This is a genomic window from Pseudomonas sp. RA_105y_Pfl2_P56 (assembly GCF_963970845.1).
In the GTDB taxonomy this organism is placed as follows: domain Bacteria; phylum Pseudomonadota; class Gammaproteobacteria; order Pseudomonadales; family Pseudomonadaceae; genus Aquipseudomonas; species Aquipseudomonas baetica_A.
On the sequence record NZ_CAXAPL010000022.1, the window covers coordinates 1 to 26,048 of the forward strand.

The 26,048-nt window shown below is 60.2% G+C and carries 19 protein-coding genes and 1 pseudogene; 8 read left to right on the forward strand and 12 right to left on the reverse strand.

The annotated features are described in order from the left end of the window. Nucleotides 1-225: 225 nt before the first annotated feature. Nucleotides 226-1,326, reverse strand: a complete 1,101-nt coding sequence (gene gbcB / locus AACY11_RS16180) for a glycine-betaine demethylase subunit GbcB (protein ID WP_221731160.1) — start codon at nucleotides 1,324-1,326, stop codon at nucleotides 226-228. A gap of 283 nt (nucleotides 1,327-1,609) precedes the next feature. Between gbcB and gbcA the strand changes: the two genes are divergently transcribed. After that, entirely contained in the window at nucleotides 1,610-2,905 is a 1,296-nt protein-coding gene (gene gbcA / locus AACY11_RS16185) for a glycine-betaine demethylase subunit GbcA (protein ID WP_339430264.1), read from the forward strand. A gap of 103 nt (nucleotides 2,906-3,008) precedes the next feature. Here gbcA and AACY11_RS16190 read toward each other — a convergent pair whose 3' ends face one another. The 9 genes from AACY11_RS16190 to AACY11_RS16230 all read right to left on the reverse strand — a co-directional run bounded on the left by AACY11_RS16190 (nucleotide 3,009) and on the right by AACY11_RS16230 (nucleotide 18,581). Further along, a complete protein-coding gene (locus tag AACY11_RS16190) occupies nucleotides 3,009-4,253 on the reverse strand; it encodes a metallophosphoesterase family protein (protein ID WP_339430265.1) in 1,245 nt (414 codons plus the stop codon). A 25-nt stretch (nucleotides 4,254-4,278) separates the two neighbouring features. Further along, the gene (locus AACY11_RS16195; RefSeq protein ID WP_339495282.1) at nucleotides 4,279-6,147 is read right to left on the reverse strand and encodes a c-type cytochrome; all 1,869 of its coding nucleotides are present in this window, start codon (nucleotides 6,145-6,147) and stop codon (nucleotides 4,279-4,281) included. Between the two features lie 164 nt (nucleotides 6,148-6,311). Further along, nucleotides 6,312-9,764, reverse strand: a complete 3,453-nt coding sequence (locus AACY11_RS16200) for a GMC family oxidoreductase N-terminal domain-containing protein (RefSeq protein ID WP_339430267.1) — start codon at nucleotides 9,762-9,764, stop codon at nucleotides 6,312-6,314. Nucleotides 9,765-10,814: 1,050 nt separating this feature from the next. Further along, complete coding sequence (gene etfB, locus AACY11_RS16205) at nucleotides 10,815-11,585, reverse strand: electron transfer flavoprotein subunit beta (RefSeq protein ID WP_339430269.1); 771 nt, start codon at nucleotides 11,583-11,585, stop codon at nucleotides 10,815-10,817. A gap of 9 nt (nucleotides 11,586-11,594) precedes the next feature. Beyond that, nucleotides 11,595-12,815, reverse strand: a complete 1,221-nt coding sequence (gene etfA, locus AACY11_RS16210) for an electron transfer flavoprotein subunit alpha (protein ID WP_339430270.1) — start codon at nucleotides 12,813-12,815, stop codon at nucleotides 11,595-11,597. Next, nucleotides 12,815-14,764 (reverse strand): dimethylglycine demethylation protein DgcB, encoded by a 1,950-nt coding sequence (gene dgcB / locus AACY11_RS16215; protein ID WP_339430271.1) that lies wholly within the window; start codon nucleotides 14,762-14,764, stop codon nucleotides 12,815-12,817. Before dgcB ends, etfA begins: the two co-directional genes overlap by 1 nt. 154 nt (nucleotides 14,765-14,918) lie before the next feature. Next, nucleotides 14,919-16,979 (reverse strand): dimethylglycine demethylation protein DgcA, encoded by a 2,061-nt coding sequence (dgcA, locus tag AACY11_RS16220; RefSeq protein WP_339430272.1) that lies wholly within the window; start codon nucleotides 16,977-16,979, stop codon nucleotides 14,919-14,921. Nucleotides 16,980-16,994: 15 nt separating this feature from the next. After that, nucleotides 16,995-17,525: a DUF5943 domain-containing protein gene (locus tag AACY11_RS16225; RefSeq protein WP_339464472.1), complete on the reverse strand. Its 531-nt coding sequence runs from the start codon at nucleotides 17,523-17,525 to the stop codon at nucleotides 16,995-16,997. Nucleotides 17,526-17,603: 78 nt separating this feature from the next. After that, nucleotides 17,604-18,581, reverse strand: a complete 978-nt coding sequence (locus AACY11_RS16230) for a dipeptidase (protein WP_194935229.1) — start codon at nucleotides 18,579-18,581, stop codon at nucleotides 17,604-17,606. Between the two features lie 234 nt (nucleotides 18,582-18,815). Here AACY11_RS16230 and AACY11_RS16235 point away from each other — a divergent pair, with 234 nt between their 5' ends. Both AACY11_RS16235 and AACY11_RS16240 read left to right on the forward strand, forming a co-directional pair. After that, nucleotides 18,816-19,217 carry a lysozyme inhibitor LprI family protein gene (locus AACY11_RS16235; protein WP_339464473.1) on the forward strand — a complete coding sequence of 134 codons (402 nt, stop codon included), beginning with the start codon at nucleotides 18,816-18,818 and terminating at the stop codon, nucleotides 19,215-19,217. A gap of 102 nt (nucleotides 19,218-19,319) precedes the next feature. Further along, a pseudogene (locus AACY11_RS16240) lies at nucleotides 19,320-19,409 on the forward strand (helix-turn-helix domain-containing protein); the annotation flags it as partial. Nucleotides 19,410-19,509: 100 nt separating this feature from the next. Here the strand turns inward: AACY11_RS16240 and AACY11_RS16245 are convergent. Continuing rightward, nucleotides 19,510-20,481, reverse strand: coding sequence for a tyrosinase family protein (locus AACY11_RS16245; RefSeq protein WP_339495284.1), 972 nt, complete (start codon nucleotides 20,479-20,481; stop codon nucleotides 19,510-19,512). Nucleotides 20,482-20,712: 231 nt separating this feature from the next. Between AACY11_RS16245 and AACY11_RS16250 the strand changes: the two genes are divergently transcribed. Further along, nucleotides 20,713-21,129 (forward strand): DUF3010 family protein, encoded by a 417-nt coding sequence (locus tag AACY11_RS16250; RefSeq protein ID WP_339464476.1) that lies wholly within the window; start codon nucleotides 20,713-20,715, stop codon nucleotides 21,127-21,129. Between the two features lie 140 nt (nucleotides 21,130-21,269). On the opposite strand, the gene AACY11_RS16255 is transcribed toward AACY11_RS16250, so the two are convergent. Beyond that, complete coding sequence (locus AACY11_RS16255) at nucleotides 21,270-22,214, reverse strand: GlxA family transcriptional regulator (protein WP_339464477.1); 945 nt, start codon at nucleotides 22,212-22,214, stop codon at nucleotides 21,270-21,272. Nucleotides 22,215-22,421: 207 nt separating this feature from the next. On the opposite strand from AACY11_RS16255, the gene choX reads away from it, so the two are divergent. From choX to AACY11_RS16275, 4 genes are all read left to right on the forward strand, one after another. Continuing rightward, entirely contained in the window at nucleotides 22,422-23,366 is a 945-nt protein-coding gene (gene choX, locus AACY11_RS16260; RefSeq protein ID WP_339430276.1) for a choline ABC transporter substrate-binding protein, read from the forward strand. A gap of 75 nt (nucleotides 23,367-23,441) precedes the next feature. Further along, nucleotides 23,442-24,329 carry a 3-keto-5-aminohexanoate cleavage protein gene (locus tag AACY11_RS16265; protein WP_339430277.1) on the forward strand — a complete coding sequence of 296 codons (888 nt, stop codon included), beginning with the start codon at nucleotides 23,442-23,444 and terminating at the stop codon, nucleotides 24,327-24,329. A 56-nt stretch (nucleotides 24,330-24,385) separates the two neighbouring features. Beyond that, complete coding sequence (locus AACY11_RS16270) at nucleotides 24,386-25,351, forward strand: L-carnitine dehydrogenase (protein ID WP_339430278.1); 966 nt, start codon at nucleotides 24,386-24,388, stop codon at nucleotides 25,349-25,351. Between the two features lie 127 nt (nucleotides 25,352-25,478). After that, on the forward strand, nucleotides 25,479-25,955 hold the full coding sequence (locus AACY11_RS16275) for a thioesterase family protein (protein ID WP_339495286.1): 477 nt from the start codon (nucleotides 25,479-25,481) through the stop codon (nucleotides 25,953-25,955). Nucleotides 25,956-26,048 lie beyond the last annotated feature (93 nt).

Below are 26,048 nucleotides of genomic sequence, written 5' to 3' on the forward strand. Positions count from 1 at the left end.
CCAGATGCATTCTTTATCGGCGCTTGGGTGAAAGGAGGAGGGTGAAATCTCCCACGGTCTGTACTGCGCTAACAGTCAGAATCGAGCCTTGTCCCTCCTCCTCCCTTCAAGTCCTACCATACAAGCGGGCTTGCTCGCGAAGGCGTCAAATCAGTCAACATCAGTGTTGAATGACATACCGCATTCGCGAGCAAGCCCGCTTCCACATTTGTACTGCGGTGAAATCTAGAATTCGATCCGCACGTCGCCTTTGGGCACGCTGCAGCACGACAAGATAAACCCTTCGGCCTCGTCTTCCTCGGTAATCCCGCCGTTGTGGTCCATCTCGACTTCGCCGCCCAGCTTCATGACCTTGCACGTCCCGCAAATCCCCATGCCGCAGGCTTTCGGAATCATCAGCCCAAGCTTGGCCGCCGCTGCGTGCACGGTTTCGCCCGGCGCCACGCGAATGCTCTTGCCCGACGCGGTGAATTCCACCTGATGCAGGTCTGCCACATCGATTTCCGGTGCATCCGCAGCTTGTTCGGCCTGCTCCACTGCGTCGGCGCGGGCCTCGGGTGGCGTGGCGCCGAAGGATTCCTCGTGATAACGCGCCATGTCGTAACCGGCCGCTTCCAGCAAGCGCTTGACCGCGCTCATGTACGGCGTCGGGCCGCAGCAGAACACCTCACGCTCAAGGAAGTCCGGGACCATCAGTTCGAGCATCTTGTGGTTCAGATAACCGCGATACCCGGCCCACGGTTCGCCCAGACCATGCTTCTCGCAGATCAGGTGCAAACTGAAGTTGTCGATCCGCGACGCCATGTGCTCCAGCTCGCGGTGGTAAATGATGTCTTTGGGCGAACGGGCGCTGTGGATAAACGTCATGTCGACGTTGGCGTTGGTGTCATAGAACCAGCGCGCCATCGACATCACCGGGGTGATACCGACGCCGCCGCTGAGGTAAAGCACTTTGGGGCCCGGAAAGTCGATGGCGTTGAACAGACCGACCGGCCCGTGCACCGCCAGTTCCTGGCCTTCATGCAGGTTGTCGTGCAGCCAGTTCGAGACTTTGCCGCCCGGCACCCGTTTGATGGTCACCGAGAAGCTGTAAGGCACCGACGGCGAACTGGAAATGGTGTACGAGCGCATGATCGGCTGGCCTTCGATTTCCAGCTCCAGGGTCACGAACTGCCCGGGCTTGAAGAAGAACAGGATCGGCTGATCGGCCATGAAGCAGAAGGTGCGCACGTCCCAGGTTTCCTGGATGACTTTGACGCAACGGACGATGTGTCGGCCATTGGCCCAGGTCTGGGTGGTGACCGGATTCAGGAAGCTGTTGGACATGCTGTTCTCCACGGCCGACTGTCGGCCTTCATGTGGCGATTCTGCGTATAGCGCAGAGGTCCCGTTTACCTATCCGCGACATTGACATACTTATGGCAACCAGCCCCCTATCACTGGGGGATACACGTCGGGAACAGATTGCGCCATGTCGCCCATGGATAAGGTTGCGCCCTGCGCCGGGCCCACACTCAGCGCCACATCAACACAGATTTTCTGCGCCTTGCGATGTAACCGTATCAGCCACTATTCGCCGGCCACCCTGATGGCCATGAGGAACATATCGATGGACGTCACCACTACCCTGAGCTTGGGCGATCCACTGGAACCCGCACGCAAGGCCACCGCACAGATGTTGCAGGAGCGCGAGCGCACCTTTTCGCTGCCACAACCGTTCTACAGCGACGAACGGCTGTTCGATATCGACATGCAGGAAATCTTCCAGAAAGAGTGGTTGATCGCTGGCATGACCTGCGAAATTCCGGCCAAGGGCAACTACCTGACCCTGCAGGTCGGCAAGAACCCGATCATCGTCATTCGTGGCGCCGAAGGCGTGGTGCATGCCTTCCACAACGTCTGCCGCCACCGTGGCTCGCGCCTGTGCACCAGCGAAAAGGGCAAGGTGGCCAAACTGGTCTGCCACTACCACCAGTGGACCTATGAGCTGGACGGTCGCCTGCTGTTCGCCGGCACCGAAATGGGCGCCGACTTCGACATGAAGCAGTACGGCCTCAAACCGGTGAACGTGAAGACGGCCGGCGGTTACATCTTTATCAGCCTGGCGGAAAACCCGCCGGCCATCGATGACTTCCTGTCGACGCTGAACCATTACATGGAACCGTACGACATGGAGAACACCAAGGTGGCGATCACCACCACCTTGATGGAGAAAGCCAACTGGAAACTGGTGCTGGAAAACAACCGCGAGTGCTACCACTGCAACGCCTCGCACCCCGAACTGCTGAAAACACTGCTCGAATGGGACGACGTCACCGACCCGCGCGCCGATCAGGCGTTCAAGGATCACGTCGCAGCCTCCGCCGCTGCCTGGGAAGCCGAGAAGATCCCTTACGCCCACGCCAGTTTCGGTCTGCGTAACCGCATCGTGCGCATGCCGCTGCTCAAGGGCACCGTGTCGATGACCCTCGACGGCAAACAGGGCTGCGCCAAACTGATGGGCCGGATCAAGAACCCGGATCTGGGTTCGATGCGCATCCTGCACCTGCCACACTCGTGGAACCACTGCATGGGCGATCACATCATCGTCTTTACCGTGTGGCCGATCAGCGCCCAGGAAACCATGGTCACCACCAAGTGGCTGGTGCACAAGGACGCGGTCGAAGGCGTCGATTACGACGTCGAGCGCATGCGTCAGGTGTGGGACGCGACCAACGATCAGGACCGCCGTCTGGCCGAAGAGAACCAGCGCGGGATCAACTCCACCGCGTATCAGCCTGGGCCGTACTCCAAGACGTATGAGTTTGGTGTGGTCAACTTCGTCGATTGGTACAGCGAGCGCATGCTGAGCAACCTCGGCGCCGAGCCTGCGCCGTACCTCAAGGGCGTGCCGGTTCAGGGCTAAGATCAGAGGCAAAAGCTTCGCGAGCAAACCCGCTTCCACAATTGGAATGCATTCCACCTGTGGGAGCGGGCTTGCTCGCGAAGAGGCCGGCCCAGCCACCTCATCACTTCGATGACCACCTCACACTGCCATCCTCACCAATAAACTCCTCAAAAATATCCTCCCCCACCAGCCTGATTTTCGCGTACCCATTCAACACCCGCAGCGGATACGCCGGATCGTTCGCATCCTGAGTCTCCGACCACAACACCCGAGAATGCCCGTCCAGTTCACTGGCGTTGCCATAAGGAATCGCTCCGTGCCCGGCACATCGCGCCTTCAAACCGCCCTGCTGCGCGTAGACGATGCCGTTGTGCAAATGCCCCCAATACCAATAATCCGGTTCACGCCCCAGCGCATCGCACACCGGTTGATACAGCGCGGTCTTGTTGTGCCCGGTAATATCGAAACCCTGATGATGGCTGAGCACCATGATTTTTTTGCGTTTCGGCAAGCCTTTCATCCACTGGATTTGCGGCTCGTTCAAGGTGCCGTCCATATAAAGGTTCAATGCCTCAGACGCGTACGCCGAGTCGAGCCCGACCACCAGCCAGTCATCGTTGATCAAGGCAAAATAACTGGTGCCCTGCTGCCCCGCAAAACGCTTGGCGAGTTCCTTGAAGTAGCCGTGGGCGCCGCTGTACATCTCGTGGTTGGAATTGAGGGTGAATGAGCCATGGGTGCCCATCGGCCATCCGGCCATGTCGACGTCTTCCTGCGAGTGGCTGCCGGCGTAATACACATCGCCCAGATGGATGGTGAAATCGGCCTGGGCCAGTTGCATCTGGTTGGCCACCGACACCGCCGGCGCGTGGCTGTCAAAGGGGCCGGTGCCCCAGTCGCCGGCAATCGCCAGGGTCACATCGCGCTCCATCTGCACTAACGCCGGATCGGTGCCGAATGTCGCGTGATGACGCAGGTTTTCGATCCACTTGAGCAGCGCCTCGCTCCACAGCAGATCGAGCAGTTCCCATTTGCGACAACCGAGCAGGCTGCCGTCCTTGAGCACTCGGGTTTGCAGTTGGTCGCTCGACTGCGGCAACGGCGCGGCGTTGCCGATGCGCAAGATCGACAAGCCGTGAGACAGCTCCCAGGGCACGCCCGGTTCGTCGTCCGGCAACTCGCCGTTTTTCAGCACGTACTGCGCCTGATCGTGCCCCCGCTGGAGCAGCTTGATGATGGCCTCGAACTCATGCGGCTCAAGCTCGCTGACGAGCTTCATCCAGGCCATTTCCATGCGGGTGACCAAGCCGTGAATGCGTACTTTGACCTTGTCGTACTCGTGTTCCCAATGACTGACCAGTGACATGGCGTAATCCTCTCTCCGTAAGGGCTTACAGGGTTTTCATGAATTCGATCAACGCACGCTTGTCGTCGCCCGACAGCGTCGTGCCATACAGGTGACCGCTGTTGTGGTTGCCCTCCAGCCGCGTGTCGTACTTGAAGTCCGCCGAGGCCTTGGCCTGCGCGCCGCTGGTGACAAAACCGACGTTGACCGGGTCGTAAATTTCGGAACCGGTGATGAACACCTGCGGACGTTTTTCCGGCGGTTGCAGCAAGTCCCACAGGGTCGGCACCGAGCCGTTGTGCAGGTACGGCGCGCGCAGCCAGATACCGTCGGTGGGCGTGTTGCTGTAACTCTGGGTTTTGCGATAGGCGCCGAAGTCGAACGGCGGTTTCTTGAAGGTGTGGAACGCCGCCACCAGACCGGTGGTGAACGAGTCCAGCCGATGCGGATCAGTGCCGAGCTGATCGATGTTGGTGGTGACCTGACCCGTGTCGGCACGGCCGAAGTCATGGCAACCGGCACAGTTCGCCTCCCAGACCGGTTTGCCCTGCGCGACCTTGGCCTGATCCAGCGCCCACGGCCACGCCGGGGCCTTGTGCCCGAGCAGCCAGTTGGTCACGCGGTTGAAACTGGGTGGCAGTACCGATTCCGGCGTCGCACCCACGGCCATCGCGGCAGCGTAGTTGCGTTCGTGGATCTTGTTGTTATTGCCGTCCCAATGCAGGTACATCGATTCGCGTGGTTTCTGGTTCCACACTTGCGGCAGGTCGACAGTGCCGATGGTCGAGTCATCCGGGAAGCCGAACACCACCATTTTCGTCGGGTTGAACGTATCGGTGCGCCCCGGCCCTTGCTGCGGGCGCAGCTTCTGCCAGGCGTAGGCCTGCTTCTGCTTGAGCAAGGCGCTTTTCGCCATCGGCATGATCAGGTAACGGTTGTAGAGCTTCTCGAAAAAGCCCAGCTGGAATTTGCTGTTGATCGCCGCCATCACCGCGTCGGTAGTGAATGTCGGATCGCTGGCGCAATCGTAGGCAAACCATTGGAACGCTTGCAGTTGCAAGGTATTGGCCGGCGCACTGGGCACATTGACGGCGACGTCGCTGGCATTGGCGCGGTAAGAGCCGGTGTGGCACAGCGCGCAATTGGGCTCGACGGTCGGGTAGCCGATTTGCCTTTTTGCCATGCCGATGGGCAGGTCCTTGCCGTTCTCGAAGAGAAAACCGAAGACTTCCCAGCCACCGGGCTTGGGCATTTTCTCAGGGCACATCTGCGGCAGCACGGCGAACAGGTAATAGGGGATTCGCGCTTCGATGCCGAGGCCGATGGCGGCGTATTTGTAATGGTCCTCGTCGGAGGCGTATTCCTGCTCCGGCACCACACGCAGCATCTGGTACCAGGTTTCGTAACCGATGAAACCCAGTAAAACCACGACCACCAAGGTGCCGACCTTGAAGCTGTGGCTTTGCCAATGTCGCGACCACGCGGCGCGCCATTGGCGCCAGCCCTCGCAGAGCAGTGCCAGCGGTCGATTCTCAGGCGTGGTACCCAGGTACAGCAAAATGCCGAGGATCAGGAAAAAACTCAGATCGCCCATCAGCATCGGCACAAACACCGAGCCCTGAGTGCTGGTGTTGATCAGGTAAATCCAGAACACCACGGCGATCAGCCGTGTCAGCACGCACAGCCAGGAATGCACCACGTAACGCGACGCGTTGAACCCCGACGGCATGTAAAACACGCTGATGCCCACCAACAGCATCCCGGCGTTTTCCAGCCACGGATCGGAGAGTTGCGGCGGCAAGCCGACCACCGATGTCAGCAATCCCGGCGCGAACAGCGCGGGGATCGCGAACACCATGTTCATCGCAATGCCTAGCCAGATGAAGCGTTGAAACCAGCGGATGTAGGTGTCCATGTCATCCATTTCCTTGTACAGACCCAAGAGATGTAGTGCCTGACCTACCCCTTTCGCGAGCGAGCCCGCTCCCACAATGGATGGGGGATACCCACTGGTCTTGTGCCTGACACAAAACCCTGTGGGAGCGGGCTTGCTCGCGAACGGGGCGACTCGGTGTCAAGTCAACCGAGTGCGGTCTTCTCCAGGTGTTCAAGGATGATCGGATACACATCAACCACCGCGTTCTTGCCGAACATGCAGTCGATGTGGCCGTAGCCCGGCACGACCTGCCGGCTATAGCGATCCGGCCCGTGCAGGTCACACAAGCGCTGATAGGTCTTGAGCGTGCTTTGCGGCAAATAACACTGGTTGTCGGCACCGCTGATAAAGCAGATCGGCATGGTCAACCGATCAAAGTGCGGCATGTACACATCGTTGCCTTTGAAATCCACCAGATGCCCTTTGCGCACGATCAGCGCCAGATGCTCGAAAGTCTCGATATTCGATTCGCCGAACAGTTCGTGCAGGTTGTCGTGCAGGGTTTCGTTGAGGGTGTCGTGGCGGTACAGCGACGCGTACATAAAGGTGATGCGGTGGCACACCGGGTTGGTGCAATAGCCCTGGGCTTCGATCCGTGCGTAGCCGTTGAGGGCCTTGTCGTAGAGCCTGTTGAACCAGTTCTCCTTGCTGTCGGCGTAAGCCGTCATCGATTTGATGCCGACGGCGTCAAGCATTCCCGGCAGGTGCAGCCCGGCCTTCAACCCCGTTGCGGTGGCAACCACCGTGTCGGCGGCAATCTGCGAACAGACCACCGAGCGCACACCCTGCAACCCGGCCAGCAGCGACATGAAAAACGTCGTCGCGCCATAGCAATGCACCACGCATTGCACGTCTTTGGCAGCGGTTTGCTGTTGAATCTGCGCAATCGCAGCCTTGAAGTCGTACTGGGCGATCTGGTCGCCGTTCCATTCCTTCTTGCTCGCCGGCAGCAGAATGCTCACGCGAAAATCCAGCAGCCAGACGTCGTAATCGTGCTTGCACAGGTATTCGAGCAGGTTGGTCTGAATGGTGTCGGTGGAAAAGATGTTCGAACCCACACCCAAACCATGCACCAGCATTACCGGGCCTTTACTGCCGGCCTGATAGCGAGTCAGGCGCAGTTCGACGCCATCCTCGGTGGGGAAGAAATGCACCGCCGGGGATGGCGCATCCAGCGGCCGTTTCAGCCGTGGTGGCGCGTCGGGGTTGAAGTAGATATCACCGGCAAACACCCCGCCATAACTCTCCCAGAGAATGCCTGCGAAGAACTTGCCAAAGCGCGCCAGCCCTTCAATGCGCTCGCGCTCGTTGCGCGCGTTGAGCACTTTCATGGTGGTCATCTGCTTGGCGAAATCGGTCGGATGAATGTGCATCACCCCGCAGCCGATCACCTCGCCCGACTTGTCAGGCCCGCGATACAACGTCACATAGAGGGTGCTGGTGTCGTGCCAGATGTTCAGCACGCCGTTGTCTTCCGGCACGGTTTTGAACGCGCTGAAGAAATAGTCACTGCCGTCCTCGGCGGTCAGTTTCATGTCGTACTTCATGTGGCGCGTATCGACCTGTTCCTCGAATTGTTCGAACAGGTTGAACACGCCGTTGCTGGCGGTCAGCGGCTGTGGCGACAGCGCCGAGGCATTGACCGTACCGACAATGGTCGCGGCGTGTTCCGGCTCCTTGATCATCCGGTTGAGGTCGTTGGCGGTGATGGTCAGGGTGAAGTCGATCGGCGAATTGTCTGCCTCGCCGCGTTTGGCCGCCGCTTCATAGACTTTCAGATCGGTGCTTTGCGCAGCAGTGAACGCCCGGGAGAAATAGCCCTTCATGGTTTCGGTAAACTGCACGCCAAGGGTCGGCGGCGCCACCTGTTTGCTCGGTGCGGATGGCAGCGTGTAATCGATCTGCCAGCCACGGTCAGCGGCGAGCAAGCCCATATTGCGTTCACTGACGGCGGAGATGGTCAGCAGCGGATTGACCGCCAGCGAGGTCGGAATCACCGCACCGTCAGTCACGTACAGATTGGCGTACACGTCGGTGCCACTAGCACCGCTGAACACCTGGCCCTTGTGGTTGACCACGCCTTGCCCGGCGTCCTCGCCCATCACGCAACCGCCCAGTGGATGCACCGAGACGATGCTGTGCTTGAGCAGCTTGGTCCAGATCGGATTCTCCACCCAGACGCCGCCCAGCGCCTTGGTGCTCTGATACAGCCGATCATTGCCGAGTTTGAAGTTTTCCTGTTCGCCGACGCCTGGCCAGTCGATGCGCAACTGATCCTTGTTATCCAGCACCATCCGCCCCTGGCCACTGTCGTGGCTCATGATCAGGTAGGTCTGCATGTTGTGCAGCGCGCCGTAATACGGGCCGCGCAGGAAGCTTTCGGCCTCGCGCTCCTTGTATTTCAACTTGGCGCTGAAGCGGTCGTCGGTGGCCTTGCCGATCATCTCGGCGAACCCGGCCATGCTTGGCACCATTGGCCGACCAAGAGCGCCGGGGATCGAGCCTTCCTCAATGACCATGCGGCTGCGCCAGTCGCCCTCGGTGCGCATGTCGATGATCGAGGTGATGCACGGGCCGACCGGGTGCAACTCCTTGGCCGGATGCGCGCCGAAACCGATGCCGTTGATGGTCTGCTCGCAGTTGTGGCCGAAGCCCAGGATGTCGCCATTGCCGCTCATGTTCTCGCCGAGCTGGCCGGACATCACCAGGCCTTTGTCCCGGGAGCGCAAAAGAATCTCGGTGGAGCCCAGCGTGCCGGCGGAGACCACCACAATGTCGGCCTTCACGAACAGCGTCGGCGCCGAGAACTTCTCGCGGCCGCTGTCCAGATACTGGAAGTGCACGATCCAGCCATCGCCGTCACGCTCCAGGTGTCGCACTTGGGCCTGACAGAAAATCTCCGCGCCGTGGTTCCAGGCGTCCGGCAGATAGTTCATCAGCGTGGTGTTCTTGGCCTTGTTGTTACAGCCCGAGACGCAATCGCCACAGTGGTTGCACGGCAGTTGTTCGACGCCGACGTGGTTGAGGTTGTTCGGCAGTTTGTCGAAGGTCACGTTGATCGGCGGCTTGTAGAAATGCGCGCCTTGCTTGAGGTACTCCGCGGACTTTTTGTTGGCGTCGAGTTTGGGCAGATTGGGTGCAGTGTCCGGATAAGGATTGGGTTTGAGCATTTCCCGGGCACGGGCGTAGCCGTCCTTGAGCAGCGTGTCGCGGTGTTCACGCACTGCCTGTGGCCAGCGCGGATCATCGAACACGCCGGGCTCCGGCTCCAGCGAGACATTGGCGTTGATCAGCGACGTGCCGCCCAATCCACAACCGACCACCACGTTCTGCTGGGCGTTGACGTGCAGGTCGAACAGCCCGGTGCGCGAACCGATATGCCCGTCGGGGTCGTGCACCTGCAACTCTTCGGTCGCGGCAATCATGGTGTTGGGGTATTCGCCGGGCTGGATTTCCCGGCCTCGCTCCAGCAAACACACGCGCTTACCGGCACGGGACAGGCGTGACGCAGCAATGCCGCCGCCATAACCGGAGCCAATGACAATGACGTCGTAGTGTTCCTTGATCTCGCTGATGGGCGTTGCGATCCGTGTCATGTGGTGGTTCCTCTCTCAGGCAGATGGGGCAACTCTGCGGTTGCCTGCAATCAATGGGCGAACGGGCACCTGGCCTGCGGGCTAGCCCGGCGACAGCACATCGGTTTGGGCGGATTTAACGGCTACAACTGAGCGCGTTGATGGGCAGCAAGACGCGCCGAGCGCTTTCGCGACGAAGGCGGCGCTGGCGCGCAGAACTTGCGGGGGGTGGGGGCTGATCGATGGGGATGGCTATCCATCAGGCGTTCTCCCTGAACCAGATGTGGATAAGTAGTCGCTGTCCTTGTGCCATCAAAGTGAAGACAGGGGCCGGATCGAAGTCAAGGCAACGGCTTAGACCTGTATGAAATCTGATCAATTGCTATTTGGACTATAGCCAGCGGGGCTTGCAGGGTTTGGCGAACAAGTTATCCACACAGCCACCCACAGCAAATGGGGACAACTGTGGATGACTGGAAAAATAACTGTCTGATTTGTGAAGAAAAATCGTGACTTATCCAGAACCACGGTTTGTGCGTCAGATTGATCGTTTTTTGATCACATCTTTGTAGGCCACGTTTCACATGGCCTGCAGAGGATGGCGAACACGTTATCCACAGAAGCGCCAACAGAGTTCGGGGGTAACTTTGCCCGATCTGTGGAAAAGCGCTGGAGGCTGTGTCATTTCGAGGCTTTCGTGGCAGTTCTACGTGGAATCGGATGAATTGATTGTTTTTTGATCAAATCTTCGCAAGCCACGGTTTGTATAGGCTTCAGCGGATAGCGAACATCTTATCCACAGAAGCGCCAACAGAGATTGGGGGCAACTCGCTGAGTTATTCAGGGGAAAAACCCAGAAAAAACCGCAACTTAGACTGGTTGTTTTTTGAACGAATGGCTGCAGGGCTTGATTGGCGTGCGGTGTGGGGATGGGCGAACACCTTATCCACAGATCCGCCAACAGGGATTGTGGGTAAACACCAGGCAGACAATATTTTTTGACGAACGCTGGCCCCCTGTGGGAGCGGGCTTGCTCGCTCCCACAGGGGGCCAGCGTCTGGAAGATTGGGGCTAGCGGACAACGCCTTCTTCAATCAGGAGTTTGAGAATGGCTTCGGCGCCGGCTTGCGCCGTGACGCCTTTCAATACTTGCCCACCACCGCCACTGGCCTTGGCCGTGGCCGCTTTCATCCGGTCCGCACCGCTTTTGGCCTTGATCACTTTCAAGCGTTTGGGCCGTGGCTTGGCCGGTTGCAGCGTGGCGACGGCCAGCAGTTCGTCGTCCAGCACTTCCACGTCTTCGGCGTTCAACACGCCACGGCGCGCCGGACCATAAGCGCTTTGCCGAGGTTTCGGTGCAGCGTTATCCACAGTCGCCAGAAACGGCAGCTTCACCTTCAACCGCCGCCGCTGCCCACGGGGCAAGGCTTGCAGCACCAGCGCCGAGCCGTCATTGATCGACTCGACCTGCGCCAGCCCGACCACCAATGGCCAGCCCAAACCCTCGGCCAGCAGAAACGGCAACATCCCCGAACCTTCGCCGGTTTCCGCCTGACTGCCGGTCAGTACCACCTGCGCGCCGGCATCGCGCAGGTACGCGGTCAGGGCGGGCAGTGCATCGGCGCCCTCGGGTTGTTCCAGCACATGCATCTGTGTAAGCCCCATGCCCAGATAGGCGCGCAACGCCGGTTCCGCAACATCGCCGGCATGCAGCACTTGCAGGTTATCCCCAGCCAGTTGCAGGCCCAGCTCCACGGCGCGTGCGTCCTGTTCGGCGCGGCGTGGCCGGCCGGAGGTCGGGTGGGCGCCGATTGAAACCAAACTGATGATTTTTGTGTTCATAGCCGTTCCTTAAGCCGCATCGCGCTTGGCGTCGTTGCGGTAAGCCTCAACCGCCGCGATCAAGGCCTGAAGAATCTGCGCGCTTTCGCCGATCACCGACAGGTCGGCACGTTTGATCATGTCGCAACCGGGATCAAGGTTGATCGCCACCACTTTGTCGCAGGCGCCGATACCCTGCAGGTGCTGGATCGCCCCGGAAATCCCCACGGCCACGTAAACCCGTGCCGTAACCCAGGTGCCGGACGCACCGACCTGGCGGTCGCGCGCCATGAAGCCGTCGTCCACCGCGACCCGTGATGCACCTTCGGTGGCGCCGAGGGCGGCGGCCGTCTGGTGGAACAGTTGCCAGTCTTTGACGCCGTTGCCGCCAGAGAAGATGAACTCCGCTTCGGCCATCGGAATCGCCGCCGGATCGACCGCCACCGCGCCCAGATCCTCGATGCGCGACAGGCTGCGCGCAACGGTTGTGGATAACTCCACCGGCAAGGCCTCATGACGGGTTTCGCTGACCGGTTCGGCACATTCGGCCGAGGCCAGAATCAAGCGTGCGACCGGGCGTGCCAGGTCTTGCAGGCCTGCGCCGGCACGGCCGATACACGCCTGATCCTTGACCTGCCACACCCGTGTCGCCGGGCGCTCACCCAAGGCGGCGGCAAAACGCCGACCGAGCTCGCCGCCACCCGTGCGGCTGTCCGGCAACAACCAATGACGTGGACTGAACTGGTTATCCACAGCGCGCAAGCCCTGCACCCGTTGCTCCGGTGCATAACCGCTGAACTGGTCGCCTTCCAGCACCAGCAAGCGATCGACGCCCGCGGTGGCGAAGGTGTTTTCCTTGTGTTCGCCAAACACCACGGCCAGCACCGCGCCGTCGTTGCCGGCCAATTGATGAGCGAGGCCAAGCAGGTCGCGGTCGTGACTGCTTAAACGGCCGCCGACCATGTCCGGCACCACGCTGATGTAGAACGCCGGGGCCGGTACCTGGTGCAGCGGCAATTGCACTTCAACCGTGGCCGAACGTTTGACCGCCCCGCCCTGCTGCGCGCCGCTGCGGTCGATGCGTTTGAGGCCGTTCGGCCCGATAAAACCGATGCCATGCAGGTTCTTGCGGATGACGCCGTTTGGGCCCATCCAGCTATGTTGCGCCGGTTGCATGGCCGCGTGCAGCGGGTGCAGACGGTTACGGGCAATCCATTCGGCGCGTGGGTCGCGGCGGATAATGTCGCTCATCAGTGGGCCTCCGCTGGTTCACGTTTGGCCGGCGTAGTCGGCTTGCCTGGCGCGGCATCTTCGAGCAGCGCGTCGGCCACCAGTTCGGCGATGTCCTTGATCAACGGACGCGGTTCGACCACGCCTTCGAGCATCGCCGTGCACTGTGGACAACCCACGGCCACCAGTTCGGCGCCGGTTTCGCGGATGTCTTCCATGCGCATGTCGGGAATCCGCTGTTTGCCCGGAATATCAGTGATCGGCGCGCCGCCACCGCCGCCGCAGCAACGCGAACGGAAGCCGGAACGTTGCATCTCTTTGACTTCGATACCGAGGGCACGCAGCACTTCACGCGGCGCCTCGTACTCGCCGTTGTAGCGGCCCAGGTAGCACGGATCGTGATAAGTCACGCTGTTGCCTTTGTGCTGACCGAGGTTGAGCGCGCCGGCCTGGATGATTTCGGCCATGTAAGTGCTGTGATGCTGCACGAGGTAGTTGCCATCGAAGGCGCCGTATTCGTTTTTCAGCACATGGAAACTGTGCGGATCGCAGGTGACGATGCGGTTGAAGCGGTATTTGGCCAGGGTCTGGATGTTGCGTTTGGCGAGCAACTGGAAGGTCGCTTCATCGCCTAAACGCCGAGCCACGTCGCCGCTGTCGCGCTCTTCCAGGCCCAACACCGCGAAGTCGACCCTGGCCGCTTTCAGCACTTTGACGAACGCACGCAAGGTGCGCTGGTTGCGCATGTCGAAAGCACCGTCGCCGACCCAGAACAACACGTCGGTGGATGTCTTGTCGCTCAACAGATTGAGGTTCAGATCCGCCGCCCAGTTCATCCGCCCGCCCGGAGCGAAACCGCCGGGGTTATCGGTAGCGATCAGGTTTTCCAGGACTTCGGCGCCCTTGTTCGGGGTGGCGCCTTTTTCCAGCGTAAGGTGACGGCGCATGTCGACGATGGCGTCGACGTGCTCGATCATCATCGGGCACTCCTCGACGCAGGCGCGGCAGGTGGTGCACGACCACAGGGTTTCGGCATCGACCAGACCGTTGACGATCGGTTGATGCGCATTGCCGCTGTGTTCGCCGACCGGTTTACCCGGATAAGGGCTGCCAGCGAATTTGGCGTCAGTGCCGCCGGCAAGGCCGACGACCATGTCCTGAATCAGTTTTTTCGGGTTCAGCGGTTGGCCGGCGGCGAAGGCCGGACAGGCTGCTTCGCACTTGCCGCACTGCACGCAGGCGTCGAAACCGAGCAACTGGTTCCAGGTGAAATCCTTGGGTTTTTCCACGCCCAGTGGCGCAGTTGGATCATTCAGATCCAGAGGCTTCAAACCGGTGGAACGGCCACCACCAAAGCGCTCGGCGCGGCGGTGCCAGGCCAGGTGCAGGGCACCGGCGAAGGCGTGCTTCATCGGCCCGCCCCAGGTCATGCCGAAGAACAATTCCGACACGCCCCACAGCACACCGAAGCCGAGAATCACCGCCAAAATCCAGCCGCCGAAGTTCTCCGGGAGAATCCCGGCCACCGGCAAGGTCACCAGGAAGAACGACGCCGAGAACGCCAGCAGGCTTTTCGGCAGGCGCATCCACGGGCCTTTCGACAACCGTGCCGGCGGATTGCGCCGACGCAGGTAAACGAAGATCGCACCGACGAACATCACGGCCGTCATCAGCAGCAAGGCATACCCGAGAATGCGGTTATGCAGGCCGAAACCGTGTACCAGAATCGCCAGCACGATCGACGCCACCGCGCCACCCGCCGTGGCGACGTGGGTGTTGGCGATGTATTTGTCCCGCGCCACCACATGGTGCAGATCGACCATATAGCGCTTGGGCATGGCAAACAGGCCGCCGATCAGGTCGACCTTAGAGGCCCGGCCACGACGCCACATCGCTACCCGCCGCAACGCGCCGAGGACACCGAGGCCCAGGGCTGCGAACAACAGGATTGGAAGAAGGGTGTTCAACATAGGTGAAGCTCCCACCAGTACAGCCTGGAGAAACACGGTCTGCATTAATGTGGGAGCGGGCTTGCTCGCGAAAGCGCTGGATCAGTCAGCTCATGTCGAACTGACAGAATGCATTCGCGAGCAAGCCCGTTCCCACAGGGTTTTGTGCTCGCCGTCAGAAATCCTTGCAGAGCCGCAGGGCGTCATAAATGGCGGCGTGGGTATTACGCTGCGCCACGCAATCGCCGATGCGGAACAGCAAGTAGCCGTCACCGGTGGTGCTCAGCGATGGCTGCGGCTGGATCGCGAACAACGCTTCGACGTCGATCTGCCCCTTGTTGCGCGAGCCCTCTTTGAGCGCGTAGTAGATTTCCTCGTCCGGACGTACGCCGTTTTCCACCACCACCTGATCGACCACCCGCTCCTCTTTGGCACCGGTGTATTCGTTCTCCAGCACCGCGACGAGTTTGTCGCCTTCGCGGTAGACCTTCTCCAGCATCATGTCGCCAGTCATGATCACTTCTTTCGGGTACATGCTGCGGTAGTAGGTCGGGAACGACGTACCGCCGATGGCCACGCCCGGTTTGATGTCGTCGGTGACGATTTCGACCTGGCTGCCCTTGTCGGCGAGGAAGTCGGCGACCGACATCCCGGTGAACTCGCAAATGGTGTCGTAGACCAGCACGTTCTTGCCCGGCGCAACCTTGCCGTCAAGCACGTCCCAACTGCTGACCACCAGCCCTTCGGCGGCGCCCCAGTGTTCGTTCTGCTCCAGGAACGGATGCCCGCCCACTGCCAGTACGACCACGTCCGGACGCAGGTCCATGATGGCCGCTGCATCGGCAGCGGTGCCCAGACGCAGGTCGACTTTCAGTCGTGCCAGTTCCAGTTGGAACCAGCGGGTAATGCCGGCGATCTGGTCACGTTGCGGCGCTTTCGACGCCGTAGTGATCTGCCCGCCGATGAATTCCTTCTTCTCGAACAGGGTCACGTCGTGGCCACGTTCGGCCGCCACGCGCGCCGCTTCCATCCCGGCAGGGCCAGCACCGACCACCACAACCTTGCGTTTCGGTCCGGTGGATTTCTCGATGATGTGCGGCACGCCCATGTATTCACGGGACGTTGCAGCATTCTGGATACACAACACGTCCAGACCTTGATACTGGCGATCGATGCAATAGTTGGCGCCGACGCACTGTTTGATCTGGTCGATCTGGCCCATCTTGATCTTGGCGATCAGGTGCGGGTCAGCGATGTGCGCACGGGTCATGCCGACCATGTCGACGTAACCCCCCTCAAGAATCCGCGTGGCCTGGTTGGGGTCCTTGATGTTCTGTGCGTGGAGCACTGGCACCTTGACCACTTCCTTGATCCCGGCCGCCAGATGCAGGAAAGGCTCCGGGGGATAACTCATGTTGGGGATCACGTTGGCCAGGGTGTTGTGAGTGTCACAACCCGAGCCCACCACACCGATAAAGTCGAGCATGCCGGTGTCGTCGTAATACTTGGCGATCTGCTTCATGTCTTCGTGGGACAAGCCGTCCGGGTGGAACTCGTCACCGCAGATACGCATGCCCACGCAGAAGTCGTCACCGACCTCGGCGCGCACGGCTTTCAAGACTTCCAGACCGAACTTCATCCGGCCTTCGAAGGTGCCACCCCATTCGTCGGTGCGCTTGTTGACGCGCGGGCTCCAGAACTGGTCAATCATGTGCTGGTGCACGGCGGACAGCTCAACGCCGTCAAGCCCACCGGCCTTGGCCCGACGCGCGGCCTGAGCGTAGTTGCCGATCACCCGCCAGATTTCTTCCGGCTCGATGGTTTTGCAGGTCGCGCGGTGCACCGGTTCACGGATGCCCGATGGCGACATCAGGGTCGGCCAGTTGAAGCCGTCCCAACGCGAGCGACGACCCATGTGAGTAATCTGGATCATGATCTTGGCGCCGTGCTTGTGCATGGCGTCGGCCAGATTCTGGAAGTGCGGAATGATGCGATCGGTGGACAGGTTCACCGAACTCCACCATTCCTGCGGGCTGTCGATGGCGACCACGGACGAACCGCCACAGATCGCCAGGCCGATGCCGCCCTTGGCTTTCTCTTCGTAATACTTGACGTACCGGTCGGTGGTCATGCCACCGTCAGTCGCGTAGACCTCGGCGTGCGCAGTGCTGAGCACGCGGTTGCGGATGGTCAGTTTGCCGATCTGGATCGGCTGGAACATTGCTTCGAAAGCCATGGCGGGTTCCTCGACTTACAACGGCTTGACGGTGAACAGGCCGTCATCGTGGCCTTCTTCGGAGCCACCGTAGACTTGTTCGGCCACGGTGCGGATGTTGCTGCCACGGGCTTGCAGAATCTGATCCATGGCGCCGGCAAACCAGCCGGTGAACATGTAGTCGACCTTGCGCCCGACCTTGCCGTAGACGTAGACGAACGCCGAGTGTTCGAGCTTGACGCTGGCGGTGCCTTTGTCGAGGTCGATGTCCTGGATCTTGAACAGGCCCCAGCCGCGCTGCGACAGGCGTTTCATGTAGTGTTCGAACACCGCGCCGCCTTCCAGGCCGTGGCATTCAGCTTCTTTTTCACACCAGTGCCAGGCGGATTTGTAGCCGGCCTTGTAGAGAATTTCGGCGTAGGCGTCGGCGCCCAGCACTTCCTCGATGCCCATGTGGTTGTTGACGAAAAAGTGGCGCGGCACGTACAGCATTGGCAGGGCGTCTGAGGTCCAGACACCGGTCTCGCTGTCGACTTCGATTGGCAATTGCGGGGCGATCTTGGCCATGGAAACTTAACTCCAGAAAAATTGGTGTGTTGCCCTCGGCGCGGACGGCCGAGGGAAAGGATTCAGAAGTGCGGTGGCTTATTCGCCCCAGACGTCCTTCAGGACGTTCACCCAGTTCTCGCCCATGATCTTGCGCACCACGCGCTCGGAGTGGCCGCGTTTGAGCAGGGTTTCGGTCAGGTTCGGGAACTCGCCGACGGTGCGGATGCCCAGCGGGTTGATGATCTTGCCGAAGCTGGTCAGACGACGGGCGTAGCCCTTGTCGTGGGTCAGGTATTCGAAGAAGTCCTGGCCATGGCCCTGAGTGAAGTCGGTGCCGATACCGATGGAATCTTCGCCGACAATGTTCATCACGTATTCGATGGCTTCGGCGTAGTCGTCGATGGTCGAATCGATGCCCTTGGCGAGGAACGGCGCGAACATGGTCACGCCGACGAAACCACCGTGGTCGGCAATGAACTTGAGTTCTTCATCGGACTTGTTGCGCGGGTGCTCTTTGAGCCCCGACGGCAGGCAGTGGGAATAGCAGACCGGTTTTTTCGATTCGAGGATGACTTCCTCGGAGGTCTTGGAACCGACGTGGGACAGGTCGCACATCACGCCAACGCGGTTCATCTCGGCGACGATCTCGCGACCAAAACCCGACAGGCCGCCGTCACGCTCGTAGCAACCGGTGCCGACCAGGTTCTGGGTGTTGTAGCACATCTGCACGATGCCGACGCCGAGCTGCTTGAACACCTCTACATAGCCGATCTGGTCTTCAAAGGCGTGGGCATTCTGGAAGCCGAACAGGATGCCGGTCTTGCCCTGCTCTTTGGCGCGACGGATGTCGGCGGTGGTGCGCACCGGCATCACCAGGTCACTGTTTTCGCGGATCAGCTTCTGGCTGGCAGCGATGTTGTTCACGGTCGCCTGAAAGCCTTCCCACACCGACACAGTGCAGTTGGCCGCCGTCAGACCGCCCTTGCGCATGTCTTCGAACAGCTCGCGGTTCCATTTGGCAATGATCAGACCGTCGATAACGATGCTGTCGGCGTGTAATTCGGCTGGGCTCATCAGGCGTCCCCTTATTGGCAATTCATGCGCCGAATCGTCTGCCGGCGCTTTGGGGCCAGCATATGCCTCGGTGCGGGGGCGACCGGGTGCAAAAACGACAGGGGAATTGCCGAAAGCGTCAATCCGCGACAAAGGGTCACTAACCGCCCCGAACGGCCACCTGTTCAAGCCTGCTCGCTTAAGCCAGAATCTGGCGCATCTTGCAAACACCACTGGATAAGAGCGGCGACATCAATGAAATCGATCTTCCTGGCTTTGGCCCTGATTGCGACCGGCGTACACGCCGCCGAAGAGTCCGACAACAACCCGTGCGACGCCGTCGAAAACGACATCCAGACCCTGGAATGCTCGACCTACAGCCGCACCACCGCCGAAGACCTGCTCAAGGACAACTACGCCAGCCTTACCGAACGCATGCAAACGGCGTACGGCAAGAATCCGGCGCAACTGGCCGACATCACCGCCAAACTCAAAACCGCCCAGCAGCAGTGGCTGAAGACGCGGGATGCGGATTGCGCGGTGGAGGCTTTCCCGGCGACGGCGGGCAGCAAGGCGTTCAAGATTGCGCAAAATGACTGCGTGGCGCGGATGAGTGATGAACGGTCGGAGTTTTTGGAGTCGATTGGGCAGGAGTAACTTTGAAACCAAGAAACATGCCGACCAACATCGAGGATTGGCCGGACGGGGAATAGAAGCAAAGATCTAAAAATCCAATATAAGACTTATATTTCCAGAACCATGAACGCACCTACTGACATCCAAATCATCAATGATGCCGAGGGCAAACCGGTCTTCGTGGTCATTCCCTATGCGCAGTACGTTGCGCAAGGCCTTCGGAATCTCCTCCGGGCAGCTTGAGCTATAGCCGGTTACGGTGTGAATACCTGCCGCATAAGCCAGGCATTCACTCCGCCACCCGGTGCCAGCATCAGTCGTGAAAAGGAGACCGATGCTTCACATGATCGAGGATCAGACGTGGCGTCTCATACTCATACTCATACCCCAAGTCAGTGATATCGCTCACACTCCGAGCAGACTGCGCAAACGGCTCAAGCACATCATCGTAGTTATGTCCTTTCGGACCATTGACCAGCGGCGCGTAATGCGGCGCCCAACGTTCGTTGCTCTGTAGCATCAGCGACTGCCAGTCTGCCCACACTTTGTCGACAAAGCAGTGATGCAAGAAGAACACTGGATCATCCGGAGACGTCATCGGCAGCATATTGCCGCCCACCCAGAGGTGGACGCGATTATGCAGTTGTGAACCCGCAGTGGTTACCTGCGGATCGCCGCGCTGTGTGATCCAGCCTTCCAGACGATTTCGGAAACCGCGCACAGTTGGTCCGGAATCATAGGGCGGTGTGTCGTAAAGACTTTCACGCAACGCCATTTGCAGATCTTGCGGTGTCGGCAATGAGTTCACGACCAGCCCGAACTGGCGCTTCAAACCAGGACCTGGCAAATCGTCATCCGGATAGGAGGGAACGGGCCATTGTCCGTGCTTAAAGGCAAACCGACCGGTTGCGACACGCCAGTCATCGCCTTCAACACCATTACCGCCCATAAAATCCTCAGCCCACACCGGAGAGTTGAGCGGATCGGCGGCATCTTCGGTCCAGTTCCAGTACGGAATCGTGATGGAAGGGTTAATCACCTGAAGGTCATTTTCGAACTTCAGCAAAAATGCCCGGTGCCATGGCAGGAATGAAGGCCCACGGTGAGCACCATTGCGGTAGTTTGGGTCGTTTGGTTCATGTGGCAACACTGTGGGCTTCATGACCTGATGATGCAGGTGCACATACTCGTCGTATTGGCCTGACTGTTTGAGCTGGAGGCAGGCGGCGACGAAGTTGTTTTTTTCGTTTTGGGTCAATGAGCGAATGTTCTTGCGCAGCTTCATGTCTTCAGTCCCTTGAGCGAAGTTACGAAATGGGAGAGGACGACCATCGCCCCAATCCCTCGGCAACCAAGCTAGGCGCCAGTCAGAAGGGTGTCTACTGTCAGAAATTACAGGTCAGCAACGATTTCCGACCAGCGGTATTGCTCCGTTCGGGCACCGACGCGAGGTGACTTGACCGCCCGACTGCGTCAACATGACCGCCATCCAATTCGCTCATAAGGTCACTCGCCCATGAACATCTGCGGCATCGAAATCAAAGGCAGCGAAGCGATCATCGCCGTGGCCGCTCTCGACGGTTCGGTCCTGAGCCACGTTGCTCTTGCCACCAAGAAGATCGCCCTCGACGACGATGACGAAGCGGCCAACGTGAAGCTGTTCGCCGCGCAGGTAGCGTCGTTTGTGCGGGAGAATTCGATTGACCGGATTGCGATCAAGAAGCGCAGCAAGAAGGGCGAATTTGCCGGTGGGCCAACGACGTTCAAGATCGAGGGTGTGTTTCAGTTGTTGGATGGTTGTGAAGTGACGTTGTTGTCGCCACAGACGATCAACGCGCAGGCCAAGAAGCACAACGTCGAGCTGCCGGGGACGCTGAACAAGTATCAGCATGAGGCTTATAAGGCTGCGTGTTCGGCGTTGGTGAAGAAGTAACCTGATCTTCCAGACAAAGAAGATCAAAAATGTGGGAGCGGGCTTGCTCGCGAAGAGGGCGTGTCAGTCGACTGCATTGTTGAATGACACACCGCATTCGCGAGCAAGCCCGCTCCCACATGGGTGTCGTGTGCACCCGTTCAGGTTTGGGCGGTATGCCGGTCTTCGCGGGGGCAGCGGGCGAATTTTGCCCGGTAGCTGCGGGTAAAATACGACGGCGATTCAAACCCGCAGGCGATGCTCACTTCCAGCACGCTCATGTCGGTCTGGCGCAACAACTGCTGGGCCTTTTCCAGCCTTAACCGCAGATAGAAATTGCTCGGCGTGTCGTTCAGATGCAGCCGAAACAAGCGCTCCAATTGCCGGCGCGTCACCTTGATCGATTCCGCCAACGCCAACGTGGTCAGCGGCGGTTCGCTGTGTTGTTCCATCTCGCCAATCACCTGAACCAGTTTCTTGTTGTTGATCCCGTAACGCGTGGCGACTTCCATGCGTTGGTGATCTTTGCGCGGACGAATGCGCCCCAGCACGAATTGTTCGCTGACCTGAATTGCCAGTTGCGGGCCATGGGCCTGGGCGATCAGGTCGAGCATCAGGTCGATGGACGCCGTACCGCCGGCCGAGGTGATGCGCCGACGGTCGATCTCGAACAGCTCCTGGGTCACGCTGAGCTGTGGATAAGATTCCTTGAAGGCGTCAATGGCCTCCCAGTGCAGGGTCAGGCGATGGCCATCGAGCAGGCCCGCCTCAGCCAGAACGAAGCTGCCGGTGTCGATGGCGCCGAGGGTCACGCCTTCGTTGTCCAGCCGTCGCAGCCAATGTTCAAGCGTCGGCGTGGCGAACTTCAGTGGTTCGAACCCGGCCACCACCCATAACGTCGCGCCTTTCTTCAGCGGTTCCAGCGCCGCGTCGGCGTTGACCGACATGCCGTTGCTCGCCAGTACCGCCCCGCCGTCAGCGCTCAGCACATGCCAGCGGTACAACTCGCCGCGAAAGCGGTTGGCGACCCGCAGCGGTTCGATTGCCGAGATAAAGCCGATGGCGGAGAACCCCGGCATCAGCAGGAAGTAGAAATCCTGAGACATGTGCGCACTCGATTCGCGGGTAACGAGAGGGAGGGTAGCGTGGCTCGTTGATACGCCGATTGTCGTCAGCGTTCAAGCGCGCAGGTCGCTACAGTGCAAGTGCCAGTCGCCGCAGTGCGCTTTCACGGGGGCGTTGCTGCGTAACTTTGCATCACCGGCGCAACAGACGCCGGAACTCACAATAAACAACCTGCCGAGGAACCCGACATGAAACGACTGATCAGCAGCTGCGTTCTTGCACTCAGCGGTACCGCTTTCTTGAGCGCCAGCGTCATGGCCGCCGAACCCGCGTCTTGCCAGAACGTGCGCATGGGCGTGGTCAACTGGACCGACGTGATCGCCACCAGTGCCATGACCCAGGTCCTGCTCGACGGCCTCGGCTACAACACCAAACAAACCAGCGCGTCCCAGCAAATCATCTTCGCCGGGATCCGCGATCAGCGTCTGGACCTGTTTCTCGGCTACTGGAACCCGCTGATGACCCAGACCATCACCCCGTTCGTCGAGGCTAACCAGGTCAAAGTCCTTGACGCTCCAAGCCTCAAAGACGCCCGCGCCACCCTCGCCGTGCCGACGTACCTGGCTGACAAGGGCCTGAAGACTTTCGCCGACATCGCCAAGTTCGAGAAGGAACTGGGCGGCAAGATCTACGGCATCGAACCGGGTTCGGGCGCCAACACGCAGATCAAGGCGATGATCGCCAAAAACCAGTTTGGCCTCGGCAAGTTCCAGTTGGTCGAGTCCAGTGAAGCGGGGATGCTCGCCGCCGTCGATCGCGCCGTGCGTCGCAAGGAAGCCGTGGTGTTCTTCGGCTGGGCGCCGCACCCGATGAACGTCAACGTCAAGATGACCTACCTCACCGGCAGCAATGACGCCCTCGGCCCGAACGAGGGCATGGCCACCGTGTGGACCGTCACCGCGCCGAAATACGCCGAACAGTGCCCGAACATCGGTCGCCTGCTGAGCAATCTGACGTTCACCGCTGAAGACGAGAGCCGGATGATGCAACCGCTGCTCGATCACAAGGACGCCTTCGAGTCGGCCAAGCAGTGGCTCAAGGATCACCCGGCAGACAAACAGCGCTGGCTCGAAGGTGTGACCACTTTCGACGGCAAACCGGCCGCTGAAAACCTGCAACTGACCCGCAAATAACGTCCTCCTGAATCACCGTTTCGCAGCCCGCAAAGGGCTGCGAACAGCCCCATCACGCCTGAAGGAAACCGACACATGAACCACGACGTCATCATCACCTGCGCACTCACCGGTGCTGGCGACACGACCGCCAGGAGCCCCCACGTACCGGTCACCCCAAAACAGATTGCCGCCGCCGCCGTGGAAGCGGCCAAGGCTGGCGCCACCGTTGTGCACTGTCACGTCCGCGATCCGCAGACCGGCAAGTTCAGTCGCGATGTGGCGCTGTACCGCGAAGTGATGGAGCGCATCCGCGAGGCTGACGTCGACATCATCGTCAACCTCACGGCCGGCATGGGTGGCGATCTGGAAATCGGCGCTGGCGAGAAGCCGATGGAGTTCGGCCCGAACACCGATCTGGTCGGCCCGCTGACTCGTCTGGCCCACGTCGAAGAACTGCTGCCGGAAATCTGCACCCTCGATTGCGGCACCCTGAACTTCGGCGACGGCGACACCATTTATGTCTCCACCCCGGCACAACTGCGCGCCGGCGCCAAACGCATCACCGAGTTGGGCGTGAAAGCCGAGCTGGAAATTTTCGACACCGGTCACCTGTGGTTCGCCAAACAGATGATCAAGGAAGGTTTGCTCGATAACCCGCTGTTCCAGCTGTGCCTGGGCATTCCGTGGGGCGCGCCGGCCGACACCACCACCATGAAAGCCATGGTCGACAACCTGCCGGCGGACGCGGTGTGGGCCGGGTTTGGTATCGGCCGGATGCAGATGCCGATGGCCGCGCAAGCGGTGCTGCTGGGTGGCAACGTGCGGGTCGGGCTGGAAGACAACCTGTGGCTGGACAAAGGCGTGCTGGCGACCAACGGTCAACTCGTTGAGCGTGCCACCGAGATACTCAGCCGCTTGGGCGCCAGCGTCCTGACCCCGGCCGAGGGCCGGAAAAAAATGGGCCTGACCCCGCGCGGATAAATCATCACTCATTTGCCTGCTTCCACAGGTTTCTACGAATTATTCAGGATGTGACCATGAGCTTTATCACCGAAATCAAAACCTTCGCCGCGCTGGGCAGCGGTGTTATCGGCAGCGGCTGGGTCGCCCGCGCCCTCGCCCACGGCCTCGATGTCGTGGCCTGGGATCCGGCGCCCGGCGCTGAAGCGGCGCTGCGCAAACGCGTGGCCAATGCCTGGGGGGCGCTGGAGAAAAACGGCCTGGCGCCGGGCGCGTCGCAGGATCGCTTGCGCTTTGTCGCGACCATCGAGGAGTGCGTGCGCGACGCGGATTTCATTCAGGAAAGCGCTCCGGAACGCCTTGAACTGAAACTGCAACTGCACAGCAAAATCAGCTCGGCCGCCAAGCCCAATGCGCTGATCGGCTCCAGCACCTCGGGCCTGTTGCCGAGCGAGTTCTACGAGAGTTCGATCCACCCGGAACGCTGCGTGGTCGGCCATCCGTTCAATCCGGTTTACCTGTTGCCGCTGGTGGAAGTGGTCGGTGGCAAGAACACCGCACCGGAAGCTATACAAGCGGCAATGAAAGTCTACGAATCACTCGGCATGCGTCCGCTGCATGTGCGCAAGGAAGTACCGGGATTCATCGCTGACCGTCTGCTCGAAGCGCTGTGGCGTGAGGCGCTGCACCTGGTCAACGACGGGGTGGCGACGACTGGCGAGATCGACGACGCGATCCGTTTCGGCGCCGGTCTGCGCTGGTCGTTCATGGGCACCTTCCTGACCTACACCCTCGCCGGTGGCGATGCCGGAATGCGTCACTTCATGTCGCAATTCGGCCCGGCGTTGCAGTTGCCATGGACGTATCTGCCGGCACCGGAGCTGACCGACAAGTTGATTGACGATGTGGTCGATGGCACCAGCGATCAGTTGGGCAGCCACAGCATTTCGGCGCTGGAGCGCTATCGTGATGATTGCCTGCTGGCGGTGCTGGAGGCGGTGAGGACTACCAAGGAGAAGCATGGAATGAGTTTCAGCGAATAATCCTTGCTCAACAGTTCCGGCCCCTTCGCGAGCAAGCCCGCTCCCACAGATGACCGCATTCCCATGTGGGAGCGGGCTTGCTCGCGAAGACGGCAGCCCAGCCACTATCAATGTTGGATCTGACACCATGCCCAGCCTCACCACCTACCAAACCCGCATCATCCCCGACTGGGTCGACTACAACGGCCACCTGCGCGACGCCTTCTACCTGCTGATTTTCAGCTACTCCACCGACGCCCTGATGGATCGCCTCGGCATGGACAGCAACCACCGCGAAGCCAGCGGCCACTCGCTGTTCACCCTGGAACTGCACCTCAGCTACCTGCACGAAGTGAAGCTCGACACCGACGTCGAAGTACGCACGCAAATCATCGGTCACGACAGCAAACGCCTGCATCTCTATCACAGCCTGCACAAAGTCGGGGAAGACCAGGAGCTGGCCGGCAATGAGCAGATGTTGCTGCACGTCGACCTCGCCGGCCCGCGCTCGGCGCCGTTCAGCGCGGACACCTTGAGCCGTCTGCAAGCCATCGTCGCCGAGCAGGCCGACCTGCCCGCCCCGACTTACATCGGCCGCATCATCGCCCTGCCACCGGCCCGTTAAAACCCACTATCGAGCGAGATGAGCGCTTGCTGCGCAGATCGGTTTCACTGACGGACAGGCAAAAAAAGCCCCGATACAAGCCGTGACAGGATC